The sequence below is a fragment of the Bradyrhizobium sp. AZCC 2262 genome (genome assembly GCF_036924535.1).
In the GTDB taxonomy this organism is placed as follows: domain Bacteria; phylum Pseudomonadota; class Alphaproteobacteria; order Rhizobiales; family Xanthobacteraceae; genus Bradyrhizobium.
This window is the reverse complement of sequence record NZ_JAZHRT010000001.1, coordinates 4,160,113-4,177,200: the sequence shown is the minus strand read 5'-3', so window position 1 is coordinate 4,177,200 and position 17,088 is coordinate 4,160,113. Positions and strand designations below refer to the sequence as shown.

At 61.4% G+C, this 17,088-nt stretch carries 13 protein-coding genes, 1 tRNA gene and 1 pseudogene; 9 read left to right on the top strand and 6 right to left on the bottom strand.

The genetic code is table 11. From position 1 onward, the window contains the following. Window positions 1-39 precede the first annotated feature (39 nt). On the bottom strand, window positions 40-681 hold the full coding sequence (locus tag V1283_RS19935) for a DUF4145 domain-containing protein (protein WP_334388135.1): 642 nt from the start codon (window positions 679-681) through the stop codon (window positions 40-42). 119 nt (window positions 682-800) lie between these two features. Continuing rightward, window positions 801-894 (bottom strand) — tRNA-Ser (locus tag V1283_RS19930). A 970-nt stretch (window positions 895-1,864) separates the two neighbouring features. Here V1283_RS19930 and V1283_RS19925 point away from each other — a divergent pair. Continuing rightward, window positions 1,865-3,460: a porin gene (locus V1283_RS19925; protein WP_334388134.1), complete on the top strand. Its 1,596-nt coding sequence runs from the start codon at window positions 1,865-1,867 to the stop codon at window positions 3,458-3,460. Between the two features lie 305 nt (window positions 3,461-3,765). On the opposite strand, the pseudogene V1283_RS19920 reads toward V1283_RS19925, so the two are convergent. Next, a pseudogene (locus tag V1283_RS19920) lies at window positions 3,766-4,017 on the bottom strand (lytic transglycosylase domain-containing protein); the annotation flags it as partial. Between the two features lie 251 nt (window positions 4,018-4,268). Between V1283_RS19920 and V1283_RS19915 the strand changes: the two are divergent. The 4 genes from V1283_RS19915 (at window position 4,269) to V1283_RS19900 (ending at window position 10,000) form a co-directional block, all read left to right on the top strand. Beyond that, window positions 4,269-5,195, top strand: a complete 927-nt coding sequence (locus V1283_RS19915; RefSeq protein ID WP_442895873.1) for a formylglycine-generating enzyme family protein — start codon at window positions 4,269-4,271, stop codon at window positions 5,193-5,195. A gap of 125 nt (window positions 5,196-5,320) precedes the next feature. Then, window positions 5,321-6,994 (top strand): arylsulfatase, encoded by a 1,674-nt coding sequence (locus tag V1283_RS19910; protein ID WP_334393108.1) that lies wholly within the window; start codon window positions 5,321-5,323, stop codon window positions 6,992-6,994. Between the two features lie 240 nt (window positions 6,995-7,234). Beyond that, on the top strand, window positions 7,235-8,884 hold the full coding sequence (locus tag V1283_RS19905) for an arylsulfatase (protein WP_334393107.1): 1,650 nt from the start codon (window positions 7,235-7,237) through the stop codon (window positions 8,882-8,884). A 138-nt stretch (window positions 8,885-9,022) separates the two neighbouring features. Beyond that, window positions 9,023-10,000 (top strand): HAD family hydrolase, encoded by a 978-nt coding sequence (locus tag V1283_RS19900; RefSeq protein WP_334393106.1) that lies wholly within the window; start codon window positions 9,023-9,025, stop codon window positions 9,998-10,000. A 123-nt stretch (window positions 10,001-10,123) separates the two neighbouring features. On the opposite strand, the gene V1283_RS19895 is transcribed toward V1283_RS19900, so the two are convergent. After that, window positions 10,124-12,352, bottom strand: a complete 2,229-nt coding sequence (locus V1283_RS19895) for a lytic transglycosylase domain-containing protein (RefSeq protein ID WP_334388132.1) — start codon at window positions 12,350-12,352, stop codon at window positions 10,124-10,126. Window positions 12,353-12,642: 290 nt separating this feature from the next. On the opposite strand from V1283_RS19895, the gene dapA reads away from it, so the two are divergent. From dapA to V1283_RS19875, 4 genes are all read left to right on the top strand, one after another. After that, complete coding sequence (gene dapA / locus V1283_RS19890; protein WP_334388131.1) at window positions 12,643-13,533, top strand: 4-hydroxy-tetrahydrodipicolinate synthase; 891 nt, start codon at window positions 12,643-12,645, stop codon at window positions 13,531-13,533. Between the two features lie 43 nt (window positions 13,534-13,576). Beyond that, window positions 13,577-13,990 carry a large conductance mechanosensitive channel protein MscL gene (gene mscL, locus V1283_RS19885; RefSeq protein WP_334388130.1) on the top strand — a complete coding sequence of 138 codons (414 nt, stop codon included), beginning with the start codon at window positions 13,577-13,579 and terminating at the stop codon, window positions 13,988-13,990. Beyond that, the gene (smpB, locus tag V1283_RS19880) at window positions 13,990-14,463 is read left to right on the top strand and encodes an SsrA-binding protein SmpB (RefSeq protein WP_212421706.1); all 474 of its coding nucleotides are present in this window, start codon (window positions 13,990-13,992) and stop codon (window positions 14,461-14,463) included. Before mscL ends, smpB begins: the two co-directional genes overlap by 1 nt. 106 nt (window positions 14,464-14,569) lie before the next feature. After that, entirely contained in the window at window positions 14,570-15,145 is a 576-nt protein-coding gene (locus V1283_RS19875) for a peroxiredoxin (protein WP_334388129.1), read from the top strand. 176 nt (window positions 15,146-15,321) lie between these two features. Here the strand turns inward: V1283_RS19875 and V1283_RS19870 are convergent, their stop codons facing one another. After that, window positions 15,322-15,975 (bottom strand): uracil-DNA glycosylase, encoded by a 654-nt coding sequence (locus V1283_RS19870; protein WP_334388128.1) that lies wholly within the window; start codon window positions 15,973-15,975, stop codon window positions 15,322-15,324. A gap of 158 nt (window positions 15,976-16,133) precedes the next feature. Further along, the gene (locus V1283_RS19865) at window positions 16,134-16,763 is read right to left on the bottom strand and encodes a LabA-like NYN domain-containing protein (protein WP_334388127.1); all 630 of its coding nucleotides are present in this window, start codon (window positions 16,761-16,763) and stop codon (window positions 16,134-16,136) included. Window positions 16,764-17,088 lie beyond the last annotated feature (325 nt).

Below are 17,088 nucleotides of genomic sequence, written 5' to 3'. Positions count from 1 at the left end.
AGACCAGCGGGCAGGGCAGCCATTGCTTCGTCCCGCCGGCTACTTCTTTGATGGCGGCTTCCCGCCGGCCGCCAACTTCGCGTCAAGCGCAGCCTTCTTGGCCGCGGCCATCGCTGGACCGACATAGAAGTGCTCGAACAAGTCTTCGATCACTTCAAGGCACCACTCGGCTTCATGAGGCTCGACATCAATGACCTGGAGCGTTGTCTTGTCGTCGATCGGATGAGCAGAGAAATTGCCGAAGTTGCGGATGGCGTCAACGGTCTCACGCAGCTGGTGCGGAAGCGCTTTCCGAGGATCTGGCTCGTTTAGCAACAGATCGATCTCACGAGCGAGATCTCGGTCGCGGTAGTTGGCAGCATGCAGCATATTCTGCAAACAACGTCGCGACAAAGCAGCAGAAGCCTTAGCGCTTATCGGCAGAACGTTACACGCTTCGATATAGTCGGCAGCTATTGGCTTTGGCACTTCGCTAGAAACAGGGCCGCGAGATGCGCCAATGGGAAATATCTGCCGCCAACTAGTGACAGGCTCCTTGTTTCTTGCGACGCAAAATTCGATCGTCCAGCCCCTACATCCAGGACAGATCGCCGATCGATAGCACCAATAACCGGCGTCGTCGGTGGTGCCGTCGAGCACCTGCTTAAGAGGGTTGGTGTTTCGGATGAAATAATCCAGCACCCAATTATCGTGGAAATTGATAGTGCAGTGAGGGCACTTCATTGCTGGGGCTCATGATAGGGCCGAGCGATTTTCTCTCGCAAATTGTCAAGAAATCACAATGACTTATTGGAGAAACCTGGCGGAGCCGGAGGGATTCGAACCCTCGATAGGGCTTTACAACCCTATAACGGTTTAGCAAACCGCCGCCTTCAGCCACTCGGCCACAGCTCCATCAGCGCGGATATGCCTGACACGAGCGCCAGCCGCAAGCGGCAGATTCAGATTACGTCGAGGACATTTAGAGGCGCCGGAGCGTCGCGCGCATTCCTCACGGACGGCCGATATCCGGTATCGCGCGGTTGGGCGCATGTTTTCGGTGTCTGTGGTCTCGGTGGCACGTAGACCGCTCGGCAATCGGCACGGGCGGGCGGGGTGCGAGGCCTGATCTCTGAGGGGAGTTTTCGGCGCGTGGTTGCCTCATGCGCTTTCGAAATCGCGGGAAATTGATTCGATATCGCCGGCGGCCCGATTCGATACCGCGCAAATCACGGTTCCAGATCGCGGCGCGCGAGCGCAGGCTTTCACCACACTCCATAAATGTCCCCGATCCCGAGAAAGATCGGGCTTTCATCATTTTTCGCCGGCTTTTGCCCTGGTTGGGCGGCCGTCAACGGTGAGGCATCCGTTGCGGCCCGCGCCCCGCGTGCGATGAGCCTCGTCTGTGTCTCTATAATAGGTGCGAAATTGCCCGCCGCGGATTCGGCGAGCTCGCTTTCGATTCGATGCGAGAGGGCGCGCGATGGCGGCTACGAGCCACTTGCTGCGGCGCCCACAACAGCAATCGGGAGTCAACCGGAGTTATTCGAAAATACCGAATAGAAACAATGCCTTGCAGAAAAACTTCGATCACAAACACGTGTTATTTGTGCAACACCCTTCGGAAAAGGGGCGGAGCCGGCCCGTCCCAAGCGGTTCCTTTATTGCGTGTGCAGAAGTCCTCGGTAATTGTGATCACGCGACGGAGGGGGGCATCCCGAGGTCGTCCCGTTTTAGGTGGTTCGCTTAAGTCCCTCGCGTTCATGCGGGAGTGTCCGAAGGCGCGAAGCGACTAAGCGGGTTTCAGGGGACAAGGGAACCAACCTTAGGGTGTTACACCCAGCGGATCCGGAACCTTCCCTACAGAGCAACTTGGAGGTTTAACATGAAGATGGTTAAGAGCCTTATTCTCGGCTCAGCGGCGGGTCTCGTCGCCATGAGCGGAGCGCAGGCTGCCGATCTTCCCGTCAAGGCCAAAGCGGTCGAGTACGTGAGGATCTGCTCCCTGTATGGCGCGGGTTTCTTCTATATCCCGGGCACCGACACCTGCATCAAGCTGGGTGGTTATCTGCGCGTCGACACCACGTTCAACGGCGGCGTCTACGGCCAGCCGTTCTATAACGGCGACGCCGGCCAGGGCAACCGTTTCCGCGACTACTTCAACTCCCGTTCTCGTTTGGCGATCACGGTTGATACCCGTACCGCCACCGAATACGGCGTGGTCCGCACCTTCGGTCAGGGCGACTTCCAGTTCCAGAACTTCGGAAGCTCCAACCCCTCGCTCGCGGTCGGATCGCAGGCTGGCCTGAACAACGCGCTGCTCTCCACCGCTGGCGGCGGCTATGTCGCGGTTGAAATGGTGTTCATCCAGTTCGCTGGTTTCACCTTCGGTAAGTCGGCTTCGGCCTACGCGACGCCCTGGAACGGCTATCCGGGCAACAACAACTCGTTCTTGATGGGCGGTGCCGACTACGTCACCGGCGTCAACAACATCCAGTACACCGCGCAGTTCGGCAACGGCGTGTCGGGCACCATCGGCCTCGATGATCCGACCGTGTTCAACCGCACCGCCGTGCTAAACTTGGGCGTGGCCGCCACAGTCGCAGGGTTTGCGACGGGTTCTAGCCAAGCCACGGCCGCTGGTGCCAACGCTTACGGCGGCACGCATGCTCCCGACATCGTCGGCAACATCCGCGTCGACCAGGCTTGGGGTCTGTTTCAGATTTCAGGTATGGCGCACCTCGTGAACGCGTCCTACAACATCCTCGGCGCTGGCGGCGTTCCGACGGCGCTGTCGGAAATCGGCGGTCATCCCGAGGACAAGTGGGGTGGCGCGGTGATGGCTGCGTTGCAGATCAAGAACATCCCGACCGGTGCGGGCGACGACTTCAAGATCGACGTCTCGTACTCCAAGGGTGATACCAAGGCCGTGATCTCCACGAGCGGTGGCTCGCCGAGCTTCGCGATGTTCGGTAGCACGGGCCGTCTGGGTGCGTATCAGAGCATTGGCTTTGGCCAAACGGCTGATGCGGTTTTCCTGCCCGGGTTTCTTACCGGCGGTGCTACCGGCGACCTCAAGCTAGTGGATGCATGGGGTGTCCGTGGTGCGTTCAACCACAATTGGGATCCCTACTGGTCGTCCAGCCTCTGGGGTAGCTACGCCTCGGTGCGCTATGGTGGCAGTTCAACCGACATCCTCACCGCCAAGGGTCAGTTCTGCGCGAGCTTCAACTTCAGCAAGGCCGTGTCTGCAGACTATAGCTGCAACCCGGACTACAACATTGCCCAGGTTGGTGTGGTCACCCGCTGGACTCCCGTCAAGAACCTGACGTTCTCGGCTGAAGTCGGCGCGTTCTTCCTCGACCAGAAGTTCACTGGTGCGGCCACCTTGGCTCCGGCGGCTCCGAAGCCGACCACCGTGTACGAGTTCAAGGACCAGAGCACCGTGTTCCTGAACGTTCGCGTTCAGCGCAACTTCTGATCCCGAAAGACTTGAAACATTCGGAGAACCCCCGGTAGACAACTGCCGGGGGTTTTTCTTGTGTGCCGCGACCGGGCCCATTGTACTTTGCATGGGGTTGTTTTCGCGATTTTGGGTCTGGGCCCTGCGGTGTACCGTCATCCAGTATCTGCACTGCGTCCGGACATGAGATCGTTGGTACTTCGCGCTGGCGGCGAATCGACCCATCCCGCTCTAACAGCCTCAACGCAAACAAGGTTGGGTGACGGAGGTCTGGCCGCGAACGGAGCGAGGCGGCTGCACAACCAGCGCTGACGCGCGATCCCCTATTGGACGCTGGCGCCGCGATGCAGGTCGGCTTCGATCTGGAGCCTGGTCCCGCCGCCGAATCTCGCGCGAGACACCTGCAGGTTCTCCATGATCCGCTGCACGTAGTTGCGGGTCTCGGAGAACGGGATCTGCTCGATCCGGTCGACCGCGTCGATCTTGAGATCGCGCGGGCCGTAACGCTCGATCCATTTCTTGACGCTGCCGCGGCCGGCATTGTAGCCGGCAAAGGTCAGGACGTAGGAGCCGCGGCCCAAGTACGCCTGAGCGTTTGAAAGGAATGGTCGCAATCAGACTCATTGATTTAGATCAAAGGTCGCCGATTGATCTAGATCAACGTCCCCGATATCCCCCGCGGGTGAAATCACGCTCATGCTCGCGGGAGTGGTCTGTGGCCAGCATACCGCGATAATCACCTGGGGGTGACATGACGGCGCTATTCTCTGCCTCCACTGCCAAGGCTGATGTCACGGTTGATGACCTCTCCTCGCAACCTGGCGGGATGATCTGGATACCCGGCGGCACTTTCCGCATGGGTTCAGACAAGCACTATCCCGAAGAAGCTCCAGCGCACCGCGTCACCGTGGATGGTTTCTGGATGGACCGCCATCCCGTGACGAACCGGCAGTTCAGGGAATTCGCGAGGGCTACCAAGCACGTCACCGTCGCCGAGATCACACCTGACCCCAAGGATTATCCGGGAATGCTCCCGCATATGATCTACGCGGGCTCGCTGATGTTCTCTCCGCCCAACCATCCGGTCAGTCTTCGGGACTTCAGCCAGTGGTGGACCTTCGCCAAGGGCGCGGACTGGCGGCATCCCTACGGACCCGGAAGTAACATCCGCGGGCTGGACGATCATCCAGTCGTGCATGTGGCTTTCAGCGATGCGCTCGCCTACGCAAAATGGGCTGGCAAGGATTTGCCAACCGAAGCCGAATGGGAATTTGCGGCGCGCGGGGGGCTCGACGGCGCCGAGTTCGCGTGGGGCGAAGAGTTCACGCCGGCTGGCCGTCACATGGCCAACACCTGGCAGGGTGAATTCCCTCGCCAGAATACCAATGCCGATGGCTTCGAGCGCACCTCGCCGGTCAGCGCATTCCCGCCGAACGAGTACGGCCTGTACGACATGATCGGTAACGTCTGGGAATGGACGGCCGACTGGTATTCGTCAAAGCATCAGGCGGATGCCGCGAAGGCCTGCTGCATCCCGGAGAACCCGCGCGGCGGCCGCGAGGCCGACAGTTACGACCCCAGAACCACCAATGTGAAAATTCCACGAAAGGTCATCAAAGGCGGCTCGCATTTGTGCGCGCCGAACTACTGCCGACGCTACCGGCCGGCAGCGCGTCATGCGGAGCCGGTTGATACTTCCACGAGTCATCTTGGCTTTCGGTGCATCAGGCGAGCAGCCTCTGATGCATCATAAACAGGGAGAGCGTAGCTATGTTGAGTACCATGCTGGCTAAGCCATCTTTTATTGCAGCGCCGCCACGCAAGACGCCTGGTTGGCTTAAGCGTTCCCGCGCTGTCCTGCTGGGCGCGACGATGATGATGCCGCTGGCCGTACCGGTCAGCACACCCGCAGCCGCGCAGCAGCCAGCCCAGAAGCCCAATATTCTTTTCATCATGGGCGACGACATCGGCCTCTACCAGCCGAGCATCTACCATCGCGGCCTGATGGTCGGCGAGACGCCCAACATCGATCGCATCGGCAACGAAGGCGCGATCTTCACGCACTACTATGCCGAGCAGAGCTGCACCGCAGGCCGGAACGCCTTTTTCACCGGCATGCATCCGCTGCGCACCGGCATGATTCCTCCGCAACTGCCCGGCAGCCCGTCCTATCTGCGGCCCGGCACGCCCGCGCTCGCCAGGTTTCTGCTCGATCTCGGCTACAACACCGGCGAGTTCGGCAAGAACCATCTCGGCGATCACACCGATGCGCTGCCGACCGCGCATGGCTTCCAGGAATACTGGGGCTACCTGTATCATCTCGATGCGATGCAGGGCGTGAGCTTCCCGGACCTCAACAAGTCTCCCACCCAGCAGTCGATTGCCCCGCCATGCAAGAATACGCCGATCCCCGGCATTCCTGAAGTGCCGGGCGCGGTCGATCCGAAAACGGCGGTTTGCCTGACGCCTCCGCGCAACGTCCTGTCGTGCAAGTCGGATGGTACAGCCAAGACTCAGCAATGCATCGATCAGGGCCCGCTGACGCTCGAACGATCGAAGGGTGTCGACGAAGAAATCTCGGCCAAGGTCATCGACTTCATCGATCGCAACGATCCGAAGACGACGGGCAAGCCTTTCTTCGTCTGGTACAACCCTGCGCGCATGCACATCACGACCGTGCTGAATGACAAGTACGCGGCCATGGTCGGCGAGCCCGGCGGCAAGGACTGGGGCCTCAACGAGGCCGGCATGAAGCAGATGGATGACAACATCGGCTATGTGCTGAAGAAGCTCCAGGACATGGGTCAGCTCGACAACACGATCATCGTGTTCACGACCGACAACGGCGCCGAGACCATCACCTTTCCGGACGGCGGCACCACGCCGTTCAAGGGCGGCAAGCTGAGCACCTGGGAGGGCGGCATGCGCGCTCCGGCGGTCATCCGCTGGCCGGGGGTCATCAAGCCAGGGACCGTCAAGAACGACATCTTCGCGGCGCTCGATTGGCTGCCCACGTTTGTCAACATCGCGGGCGGCGCAAAGGGAGACGCGCTGAAGAAGCGCATCGAGGCCGGCCAATATCCCGGCATCGTGAAGACCACGCTCGATGGCGTCGATCAGACCGAATACCTTTCCGGACGTTCGGAAAAGTCGGCGCGCGATACCTTCTTCTACTATTCGGGCAAGGACCCTTCGGCGGTCCGCTACAAGAACTGGAAGATCTACTTCACGATGGTGTCCGACAACCCGGCGGGCTTTCTTGCCGGCGCGCTTCCCTATCACTGGGCCCAGGTCGTCAACATCAAGCGAGACCCGTTCGAGACCTCGATTGGTTCACAATACAAGACACTCATGGGCATGGGCGGCGTAATCGGCTCCCCTTCGACAGCCTACGTCTACGACTGGAACATGCTTCCCATCGGCCAGGCGCTCTGGCTGAAGGAACTCGAGAGCTATTCGGCGTACCCGCCGCTACAGGATCCGGCGAGCTACGACCTCAGTCAGGTCTACAATCAGATCAAGCAGGCCAAAACCGCCGGTCGCAGCGACTAGCTGCGAACGTCAGAGCGTGATCCGACGAAGCGGGCGCTCCACGGCGGGGCGCCCGCCAACGGAATAGCGAGCAACGTGATAACGCCCGCGCCGGGCCGGTCGGCACCTCCACAAGCCACGTGGGCTTCCGATGCATCAAGCGAACAGAACCAACTGCATCACAACAAAGAGGAGCACGTCATGAGTAACAAGCGCCCGTCTGGAGATTCCCCCGACGTTACCCCGCAATCGGGCAGCGGAATGAAACGCCGCGATCTCTTGTTGAGCGGAAGTTCTCTTGTCGCCGCTTCCGCACTCTCCGCGGTCGGGCTAACAAGTTCTGCGCAGGCGCAGCAACCGACACCGGCACCCGCGTCAGCCGGACAGCGGCCGAACATCGTTGTCATCATGGGTGACGACATCGGCATGTGGAATATCGGCGCTTATCACCGCGGCCTGATGGCCGGCCGAACGCCCAATCTCGACAAGCTCGCTGCTGAAGGCATGTTGTTTACCGACTATTATGCCGAGGCGAGTTGCACGGCAGGTCGCGCCAACTTCATCACCGGCGAGTTGCCCATCCGCACCGGCATGACCACGGTCGGCCAGGCTGGCGCGGCTATCGGGATACCAGCGCAAGCTGTGACCATCGCCACGGCGTTGAAAGGAATGGGTTACGCCACCGGCCAATTTGGCAAGAATCACCTCGGCGACAAGAATGAATTCTTGCCGACGGTGCACGGCTTCGATGAGTTCTTCGGTTACCTTTATCATCTCGACGCGATGGAAGACCCCGCGCACCCGAACTACCCGCAGGATCTGCTGAACGTCGTCGGTCCGCGCAACATGCTTCATACCTATGCGACCAACGTGGATGACCCGACGGTGGACCCGCGCTGGGGAAAGGTCGGCAAGCAGAGGATCGAGGATGCCGGAACGCTTTATCCCAAGAGGATGGAAACCGTAGATGACGAAATCCGCGATCTCGCCCTGAAGTTCATCGAGAAGGCCAAGGCCGACAACAAGCCGTTCTTCCTGTGGCTCAACCCGACCCGGATGCACATCGTCACGCATCTTTCACAAAAGTACGAGGCGACGCGCAACTCCAAGAACGGCTGGTCGATACATGAAGCCGGCATGGCGCAGCTCGATGACGACGTCGGCATCGTGATGCAGAAGCTCAAGGATATGGGCGTGGACGACAACACCATCGTGGTCTTCACCACCGACAACGGCACCGAGGTCTTCACCTGGCCTGATGGCGGACAGACACCTTTCGCGCAGAGCAAAGGCACCGTCATGGAAGGTGGCTTCCGCGTACCCTGCATGATCCGTTGGCCGGGCAAGGTGCCGGCCGGCAAGGTCGAGAACGGCATCATTTCCGGCCTGGACTGGTTTCCGACCTTCCTGGCGGCGGCTGGCAACCCGAACATTGCAGAGGAGCTGAAGAAGGGCAAACAGATCGGTGACACGACCTATAAGTGCTATCTGGACGGCTATAACCAGATGGACATGATTACCGGCAAGGGGCCGTCGAACCGGCACGAAATCTTTTACTTCGGAGAGAGCGAACTCGGTGCCGTGCGCATCGACGACTTCAAGTATCGCTTCATCGACCAGCCCAGAGGCTGGCTCGGTGAAAAAACCAAGGCTGACGTGCCCTACCTGACCAACCTTCGCCTCGATCCGTTCGAGCGCACGGGCTGGCCCGATAGTGGGACGAAAGAAGGCGCGCAGCAATACTTCGACTGGTTCAAATACGAATTCTGGCGCTTTGTGTTTGTTCAGCAGCAGGTGGAAAAGCTGGCGATGACGGCGATCGAGTTTCCGCCGATGCAGAAGGGCGCGAGCTTTAACCTTGATGCCGTGAAAGCGAAAATCGAGGCGGCCCGGGCGGCAGTGAGCAGGTAGCCGCCAGGGCTTCGACTGGTTTCATGGCGGGCGCGCCGAGATCCTGTGCGCCCGCTTGACAACGGAAAGGAGTCGACCATGAAGCCGATCATCCGTTTTCCTGCTATCAACCGTCGCGGCCTTCTTTCGTTCCTGGCGATGCTTCCGTTGCTCGCTGCCTCGCTTCGCTCCACCACGGTGGAAGCTCAAGCGCAGAGCGATCCGCTACCGTCCTGGAACGACGGCGCTACCAAAGCCTCAATTCTCGACTTTGTCGCGCGCGTCACGACGCAAGGTGGGCCCTTCTTCGTACCGGTCGAGCAGCGCATCGCGACCTTCGACAATGACGGCACGCTATGGGTCGAGCAGCCGATGTACATACAACTGGCCTTCGCACTCGACCGCGTGAAGGTCATGGCGCCGATGCATCCGGAATGGAAGACCAAGCAGCCGTTCGCGGCGGTGCTGGACGGCAATCTGAAGGCGCTGGCGGCGTCCGGGGAAAAGGGATTGGTCGAAATCATCGCCGCGACACATGCCGGCATGACCACGGCAGAGTTTGAGAAGATCGTCACGGACTGGCTGGCGACCGCGCGCGATCACCGCTTCAAGCGCCCCTATACTGAACTGGTCTACCAGCCGATGCTCGAACTGCTCGCCTACCTCCGGGCCAATGGCTTCAAGACCTTCATCGTCTCAGGCGGCGGCATCGAGTTCATGCGGCCATGGACCGGGCGGATCTACGGCGTGCCGCCGGAGCAGGTCGTCGGATCGTCGATCAAGACTCGATTTGAGATGAAGGACGGCGCGCCGACGCTTTTCCGGCTGCCCGACATCAACTTCATCGACGACAAGACGGGAAAGCCGATCGGCATCAACGAACATATCGGCCGCCGTCCGATTGCAGCCTTCGGCAATTCCGACGGCGATCTCGAAATGCTGCAATGGACGACGCTCGGCGCCAGCGGCGCGCGGTTCGGCCTGATCGTGCACCACACCGACGCGGAACGCGAATACGCCTACGATCGACAATCGCATTTCGGCAAGCTCGACGTGGCGCTGGACGCCGCAGCGGTGAACAGGTGGACGGTGGCCGACATGAAGAAGGACTGGAGCCGAATATTCGCATTTGATTAGGTAATTAGATACCCACATATAGCATCCAGCAGCCGCGCTTGTTCTGAGTCGGGTCACGCGATCGTTGGCCGCGCTGTTGCCGCTGCGAAGTCGCAGAATGCTTGAGGCAAGGTTCTAATGCCGCTATTCGATGCTGGCGCCGCGACGTAGGTCAGCTTCGATCTGGAGCCTAGTCCCGCCGCCAAACCGCGCGCGATAGACCTGCAGGTTCTCCATGATCCGCTGCACGTAATTCCGCGTCTCGGAGAACGGGATCTGTTCGACCCAATCGACCGCGTCGACCTTGGGATCGCGCGGATCGCCGTAACGCTCGATCCATTTCTTGACGCTTCCGCGACCGGCATTGTAGCCGGCGAAGGTCAGGATGTAGGAGCCGCGGTAGTCCTCGAGCAGGCCGCCGAGTTCGGCGGCGCCAAGCACGGCGTTGTAGACGGAATCGGTCTTCATCCGGTTGAGGTCGAAGCTGACGCCAGCCCGTTTGCAGACATAGCGTCCGGCGTCCGGCGTCACCTGCATCAGCCCGTAGGCCTGCGCCGGCGAGACCACGGCCGGGTTGAAGGCGCTTTCCTGTCGCGCGATCGAATAGACGACGCTCGGCTCGACCTCGGGTCCGATCTGCTTGAAAGACGGTATGCCGTTGACGGGATAGGCGTAATGGTCGAACGGCAGGCCGCGGTTGAGCGCGGCCTTGCCGAGCAGCAGCATGCCGCGGGCGTCGCTGTGGCGCGAGGTGAGTTCGCCGAGGCCGGCCAGGGCCTCGGGATCGCCATTCTCGCCCATGTCGGCGAAAATCGGAATCGCAAGCTCGCGCTCGTCGAGCTCATAGAGCAGCTGCACGGCGCGGACGATCTCCAGCCGTTCACCCCCGCGACCGCGGCCGGTCGGCGCACCGTTCAATTCGAGCTGCGGCATGCCGAGCTTGGCGCGTGCGAGCTGACCGTAATAGCTGGTCGACTGTTCGGCGGCGCGGCCGTAGGCGGCCCGGGCTTCCTGCATGCGGCCGGCGGCTTCCGCCGCGCGGCCCTGCCAATAGCCGCCGCGCGCCAGTGCGGTCGGGTTCGCACTGCCGACACCGATGCGCGCGAAGTGCTGGGCGGCGACGGCCGGATCTTTCAGGAACCGCAGCGCAATCCAGCCCGCGGTGAATTCCTGCTCGGTCTTGTAGATGTCGCGGGAGGGAAGTGCTGCATCGCGCGCAATCAGATAGGCGGTGCGATGCTCGCCGACGTCCAGCATCTTGCGCGCCAGCAAGCGCCGCTCGATCCACCATTCGTTGAGATTGTGCAGGCGGTTCGGATCCTTCGGCGCGGCCAGCATGAGCTGCGCGGCCTCGCTGAACTTCTCTTCGCGGCGCAGCCACTGGATCCTGGCGAACATGTAGCCGGGGTCGCCATGCAGCTCCCGTGGCACCGCCTCGAGCAGCGACTGGAGGTTCGAGGATTTCTTGTTGGCCGCAATGCGCGCCTTGGCCAGCGCGACATGGCCCGAGCCGAGCCGCTTGGCGGCGCGCATGCCGCCGGCTTCCTGCTCGGTGCTGTAAAGCAGCGTGTCCATCCGCGTCTTGTGGTCGCCCGCCGTCAGCAGCGCGCCGAACATGTCGAGCGCCGCGGTCTCGGTATCCTCCGACATGCCATCATTGCGCCAGGCCTCGCGCACCAGCCGTTCGGCATTGGTGCGGTCGCCGCGCGCGAGCATGGCCTTCGCCAGGGCGAACTTGCCCTTGGCCGAAATCGGCGATTCGTTTTCGAACCATGACCACACCGCGGCGTCGTCGCGGCGGTCGTCCCATAGGGCTGCCTCGAGGCGCCGGCGCAGGAAGGTCTGCGATGGCCAGCTCGGGTTGGCCGAGACGAATGCACGGTAGCGCTCGACGGACGCGTTATTGTTGTCGCTGCGCAGGATCACCCATTCTGCAAGCTTGCGGGCGACCGGATCCGATATCGAGGCCTGCAGCTGGGTGGCATCCCCAGGCTTCTGCTTGCGCACCAGCTCGATGACGTTCTCCAGCGCGTCCTTGTCTCCCTGCGACGTCGAGGACGTCGCGGCTACCGCTGCCTGCGGCACCTGCTTGCGCGGGGGCGGCAAGGCGGCATGCTGGCGGGTCGCAGGCGCGAGAACGGGTGGCGCAGGAGCGGGCGCCGCGGCGGCCGTCGGAGTATGGGCAGCGGCGGGCGCGCTGGTGTGTGCCGCGGGCTTTGGAACGACGTTGCGGGCGATCGGCCGCGGTTTCGGCAGGGGAACTTTTGGATTGGCCCAGGCATCCCAAGGCAGCGCCGCCAATCCAACAGCCAGCGCCAGGCTCGTGGCCAGTGCGGTCGATCGCAAGGCGGCGGCGCGGGCGGAAGAAATCACGGCGTTCCTCTGCGGCGGCGAATCATTCAATCGGTCCAGCCCTAGGTCTATTTGATTGAATATGTGGACAAAGTGTTAAAACGTCGCGCCCGGACCTGTTTGCGCCATCACCGCGGCAAAATCGCGGCTGTCGGCGCGCGCTGAGGAGGGCGCCTCGGCCAGCCTGAGAAAGAGCGTCGAAACAAAGCGCTAGCGCCTTACCGTACAGCCCTTTCGCCTGATCGCCAGACCCGATATGAAGTGAAATCCAGGTTCGGTCGTGCCGTTTCTTAAGCGTTTGGAGGAAGTCCATGGCAGCCAAGACAAAGTTCCGGGGATCGCTCACCGCCTTGGTCACGCCATTCAAGAACGGCTCGCTCGACGAGACGGCCTTCCGCGGGCTCGTGAGCTGGCAGATCGAGCAGGGGTCACACGGTCTCGTTCCCGTGGGTACCACCGGCGAAAGCCCGACGCTGAGCCATGCCGAGCATCATCGGGTAGTAGAGATGTGCATCGATGAGGCGAAAGGACGCGTACCTGTCATCGCCGGCGCGGGGTCGAACTCAACGCGCGAAGCCATCGATCTTGCTGTTCACGCCGAGAGGGCCGGTGCCGATGCCGTGCTGGTGGTGACGCCGTACTACAACAAGCCGACCCAGGAAGGCATGTTTCAGCACTTCAAGGCGGTGAATGACGCGATCGGGATCCCGATCATCATTTACAACATCCCGCCGCGCTCCGTCGTCGATATGTCGGTCGAGACCATGACCCGGCTGTTCGAGTTGAAGAACATCGCCGGCGTCAAGGACGCCACCGCCAATCTTGCCCGGGTGTCGCAGCAACGCCATGCGATGGGGCCGGATTTCATCCAGCTGTCCGGCGAGGACATGACCGCACTGGCCTACATGGCGGCGGGAGGACATGGTTGCATCTCGGTGGTCGCCAACGTGGCGCCGAAGCTGTGTGCCGAGTTGATGTCAGCCGTTATGCAGGGTGATTTCGCTACCGGACTGAAGATCCAGGACCGCCTGACGCCGCTGCATGATGCCGTCTTCAAGGAGCCCGGCCTCGCGGGGGCCAAGCATGGCCTTAAACTGCTGGGGCGGCTCGAAGAAGAAGTGCGCCTGCCGTTGATGAACGTGACGCCTCCAACCGGCAAGGTGATCCGCGACGCCATGGTGCATGCGGGCCTGATCAACTAAGCCGGCGAGGGTTTCGTCCGAACCACGAGGAGGGGGCGTCAACATGCTGAAGGAATTCCGCGAGTTCGCGATGAAGGGCAACGTCGTCGACCTCGCCGTCGGCGTCATCATCGGTGCGGCGTTCGGCGCCATCGTGACCTCGCTGGTCGGCGATGTGATCATGCCGATCATCGGCGCGATTACCGGCGGCCTCGATTTCTCCAATTATTTCACGGGCTTGTCGAAGTCGGTGACGGCGACCAACCTGGCCGACGCCAAAAAGCAGGGCGCCGTACTGGCTTGGGGCAGTTTCCTGACGCTGACCCTAAACTTCATCATCATCGCTTTCGTGCTCTTCATGGTTATTCGCGCCATGAACCAACTGAAGCGCAAGGACGAAGCCGCGCCCGCGCCGCCGAAGCCGACCCGCCAGGAAGAACTGCTGACCGAGATCCGCGATCTCCTCAAGAAGAGCTAATGGCCGAGAAGAACGAGCGCCCGATCAAGGTTGTCGCCGAAAACCGCAAGGCCCGGTTCAACTACGCGATCGAGGACACCATCGAAACCGGCATTGCGCTGACCGGCACGGAAGTGAAGTCGATCCGCAACGGCAAGACCACGATTGCCGAATCCTATGCGGATTCCAAGGACGGCGAGATCTGGCTGATCAACGCCAATATTCCGGAATATCTGCAGGCCAACCGCTTCAACCATGAGCCGAAACGGCCGCGCAAGCTGCTGCTGCACCGAAAGCAGATCAACAAGCTGATGGGCGCGGTCGATCGCGAAGGCATGACGCTGATTCCGCTAAAGCTGTATTTCAACGAACGCGGTCGGGCCAAGCTCTTGCTGGCCATCGCCAAGGGCAAGAAGCTGCACGACAAGCGCGAGAGTGAAAAGAAACGCGATTGGGGCCGAGAAAAAGGTCGCCTGATGCGGGCAAGAGGATAGGGGCGAATAGGGAGTAGCGAATAGCGAGTAGCGAACAGGAAACCTTGAGGAACGCGTCCCTATTCGCTACTCGCCATTCGCTATTCGCCACCCGGAGGAAGACGAGATGGCTCAATCCAACCTGCTCGAAGTCGACTGGAGCAAGATCCCGGCGCCGACGGACGACGGCGCGGCGGCGCATCTCGTCGGCATGACGATCCCGCCGGTCAGCCTGCTTGCCACCGACGACAACTCGGTGACGCTATCCGCGCTTGCCGGCCGCACCGTCGTATTCGCCTATCCCCGCACCGGCGAGCCCGGCAAGATCAGTCTGGTCGACGACTGGGACATGATCCCCGGCGCGCGCGGCTGCACGCCGCAAACCTGCTCGTTCCGCGATCTGTTTGCGGAGCTGAAGGCCGCCGGCGCGAACCACGTGTTCGGCCTCTCGACGCAGGACAACGTCTACCAGACCGAAATGGCGTCACGGCTGCATCTGCCGTTCCCGGTGCTGTCGGATGAGAAGCTGGCGCTGAGCCGGGCGTTGCGTCTTCCGACCATGGCGGTGGCGGGCCTGACGCTGATCAAGCGGCTCGCATTGATCGTCGATGGCGGCCGTATCACGCACGTCTTCTATCCGGTGTTTCCGCCGGACCGGAATGCCGGCGACGTGCTGGCGTGGCTGAGGGACAATCCGGTCTGAATTGTAGGGACTATTAAACCCTCATGGTGAGGAGGCGCGTAGCGCCGTCTCGAACCATGCGGCCCGGCTGGTGCCATTCATCCTTCGAGACGCGCGAAGACGCGCTCCTCAGGATGAGGTCTGGCAGGAGTGGTGGGGCAAAAACCGGTGGGTACGGTGCAACGCCTTTGCCCACCCTAAGAATCCAGATCTTTCCGCACCTTCGCAAATACGTTGCGAAACATCTCCGGCGTCAGCACCCGTGTGTTGGTGTTGTAGCGCGAGCAGTGATAGCTGTCGTAGAGCTTGACGGTGTCGGCCTTGTGCACGGCGCCGTGCGCGAAGGGGGCGGCGCCATTGCGCAAGCCGAGCGCCTTCAACGTCGAGTCATGGGCGATTCGCCCGAGCGCTACGATCGCGCGAAGCTTCGGCATCGTCGCAATCGTCTTCACCAGGAATTGCCGGCAGGTATTGATCTCGGCAGGCAACGGTTTGTTCTGCGGCGGCACACAGCGCACCGCGTTGCTGATCCGGCAACCGACCAGCTTCAGCCCGTCGTCGGGACGTGCCTGATAGACGCCTTTGGCAAAGCCGTATTCGAGCAGGGTCGCATACAGCAAGTCGCCGGCGTAGTCGCCGGTGAACGGGCGTCCGGTCCGGTTGGCGCCCTGCATGCCGGGCGCGAGCCCGACAATCAACAGCTGCGCGTTGGGATCGCCGAAGGAGTCGACCGGCGCATTGTGCCAATCCGGCGCTTTCGCGCGCGTCTGAGCGCGAAACTCGGCGAGCCTCGGGCAGAGCGGGCAATCGCGGCCGGGTTCGAAACTGTCGCGAGCGGGGAGACTAGCCATGTTTCCAAAGCGATTTCGAGCGAAAGCCGGCCACGGACCTGGATCGAGGCCGGGTCGCGTCGTCTACGCGCGTCTTCGCGTCGTTCACGCGCGCCAAACAAAAAGCCCCGGTTCTGTTCCAATCAGAACCGAGGCTCTAGCAGCGTACTGGCTCATTCTCAATCGTCGAATTCGTCGTCTCCGGCCCGCGGCGCCATGGTGGTCGCGCGCTGCAGGAACTGCGGCGAGTGATGGCGCGGTTCGCGCGGGGCAGGGCGTTCGGACGGATCGCGGCCCAGCTTCGATTGCAGCTCGACGAGGTCGGTGAAGACGTCGGCCTGGCGGCGCAGTTCGTCGGCGATCATCGGCGGCTGGCTCGAAATGGTCGAGACTACCGTGACGCGAACACCCCGACGTTGTACCGCTTCGACCAGCGAGCGGAAATCGCCGTCGCCCGAGAACAGCACGATCTGGTCGACATGCTCGGCGAGTTCCATGGCATCGACGGCCAGCTCGATGTCCATGTTGCCCTTCACCTTGCGTCGGCCGGAAGCGTCGATGAATTCCTTGGTCGCCTTGGTGACAACGGTGTAGCCGTTGTAGTCGAGCCAATCGATCAGCGGACGGATCGAGGAGTATTCCTGATCCTCGATGATCGCCGTGTAGTAGAACGCACGCAACAGCGTCCCTCGGCTCTGAAATTCCTTGAGAAGGCGCTTGTAATCGATGTCGAAGCCGAGCGTCTTGGCCGTTGCGTAGAGGTTGGCGCCGTCGATGAAGAGCGCAATCTTGTTGGAAGCGGGTGACATCAAATGGTTCTCACGTTGTTGTTAGCTTTTCTAGCGCAGCGGCCATCGACCGCGCGCACTTTCCAGTTCTGTTGCCTAAAGTTCGGTGAATCGAGCCCCACGACAGTCACCACTGCAATTATGGTGCGGCGAGGGCGAAAAACCTATACTTTTGACTGTGCAATGAAGAGATTTACTTGTCCTGTACGGCAACCCTGCCGCGTCTGGACGCTCCGGCCATTCTGGCCCCGAAGCTGGGGTAGCAGAGCCCATTAGGAAGGCAAATCACAAATTTAGTCTTGCGAAATAGCCTCCGCCGCTATAACTAGCCCCCAATACCGACATA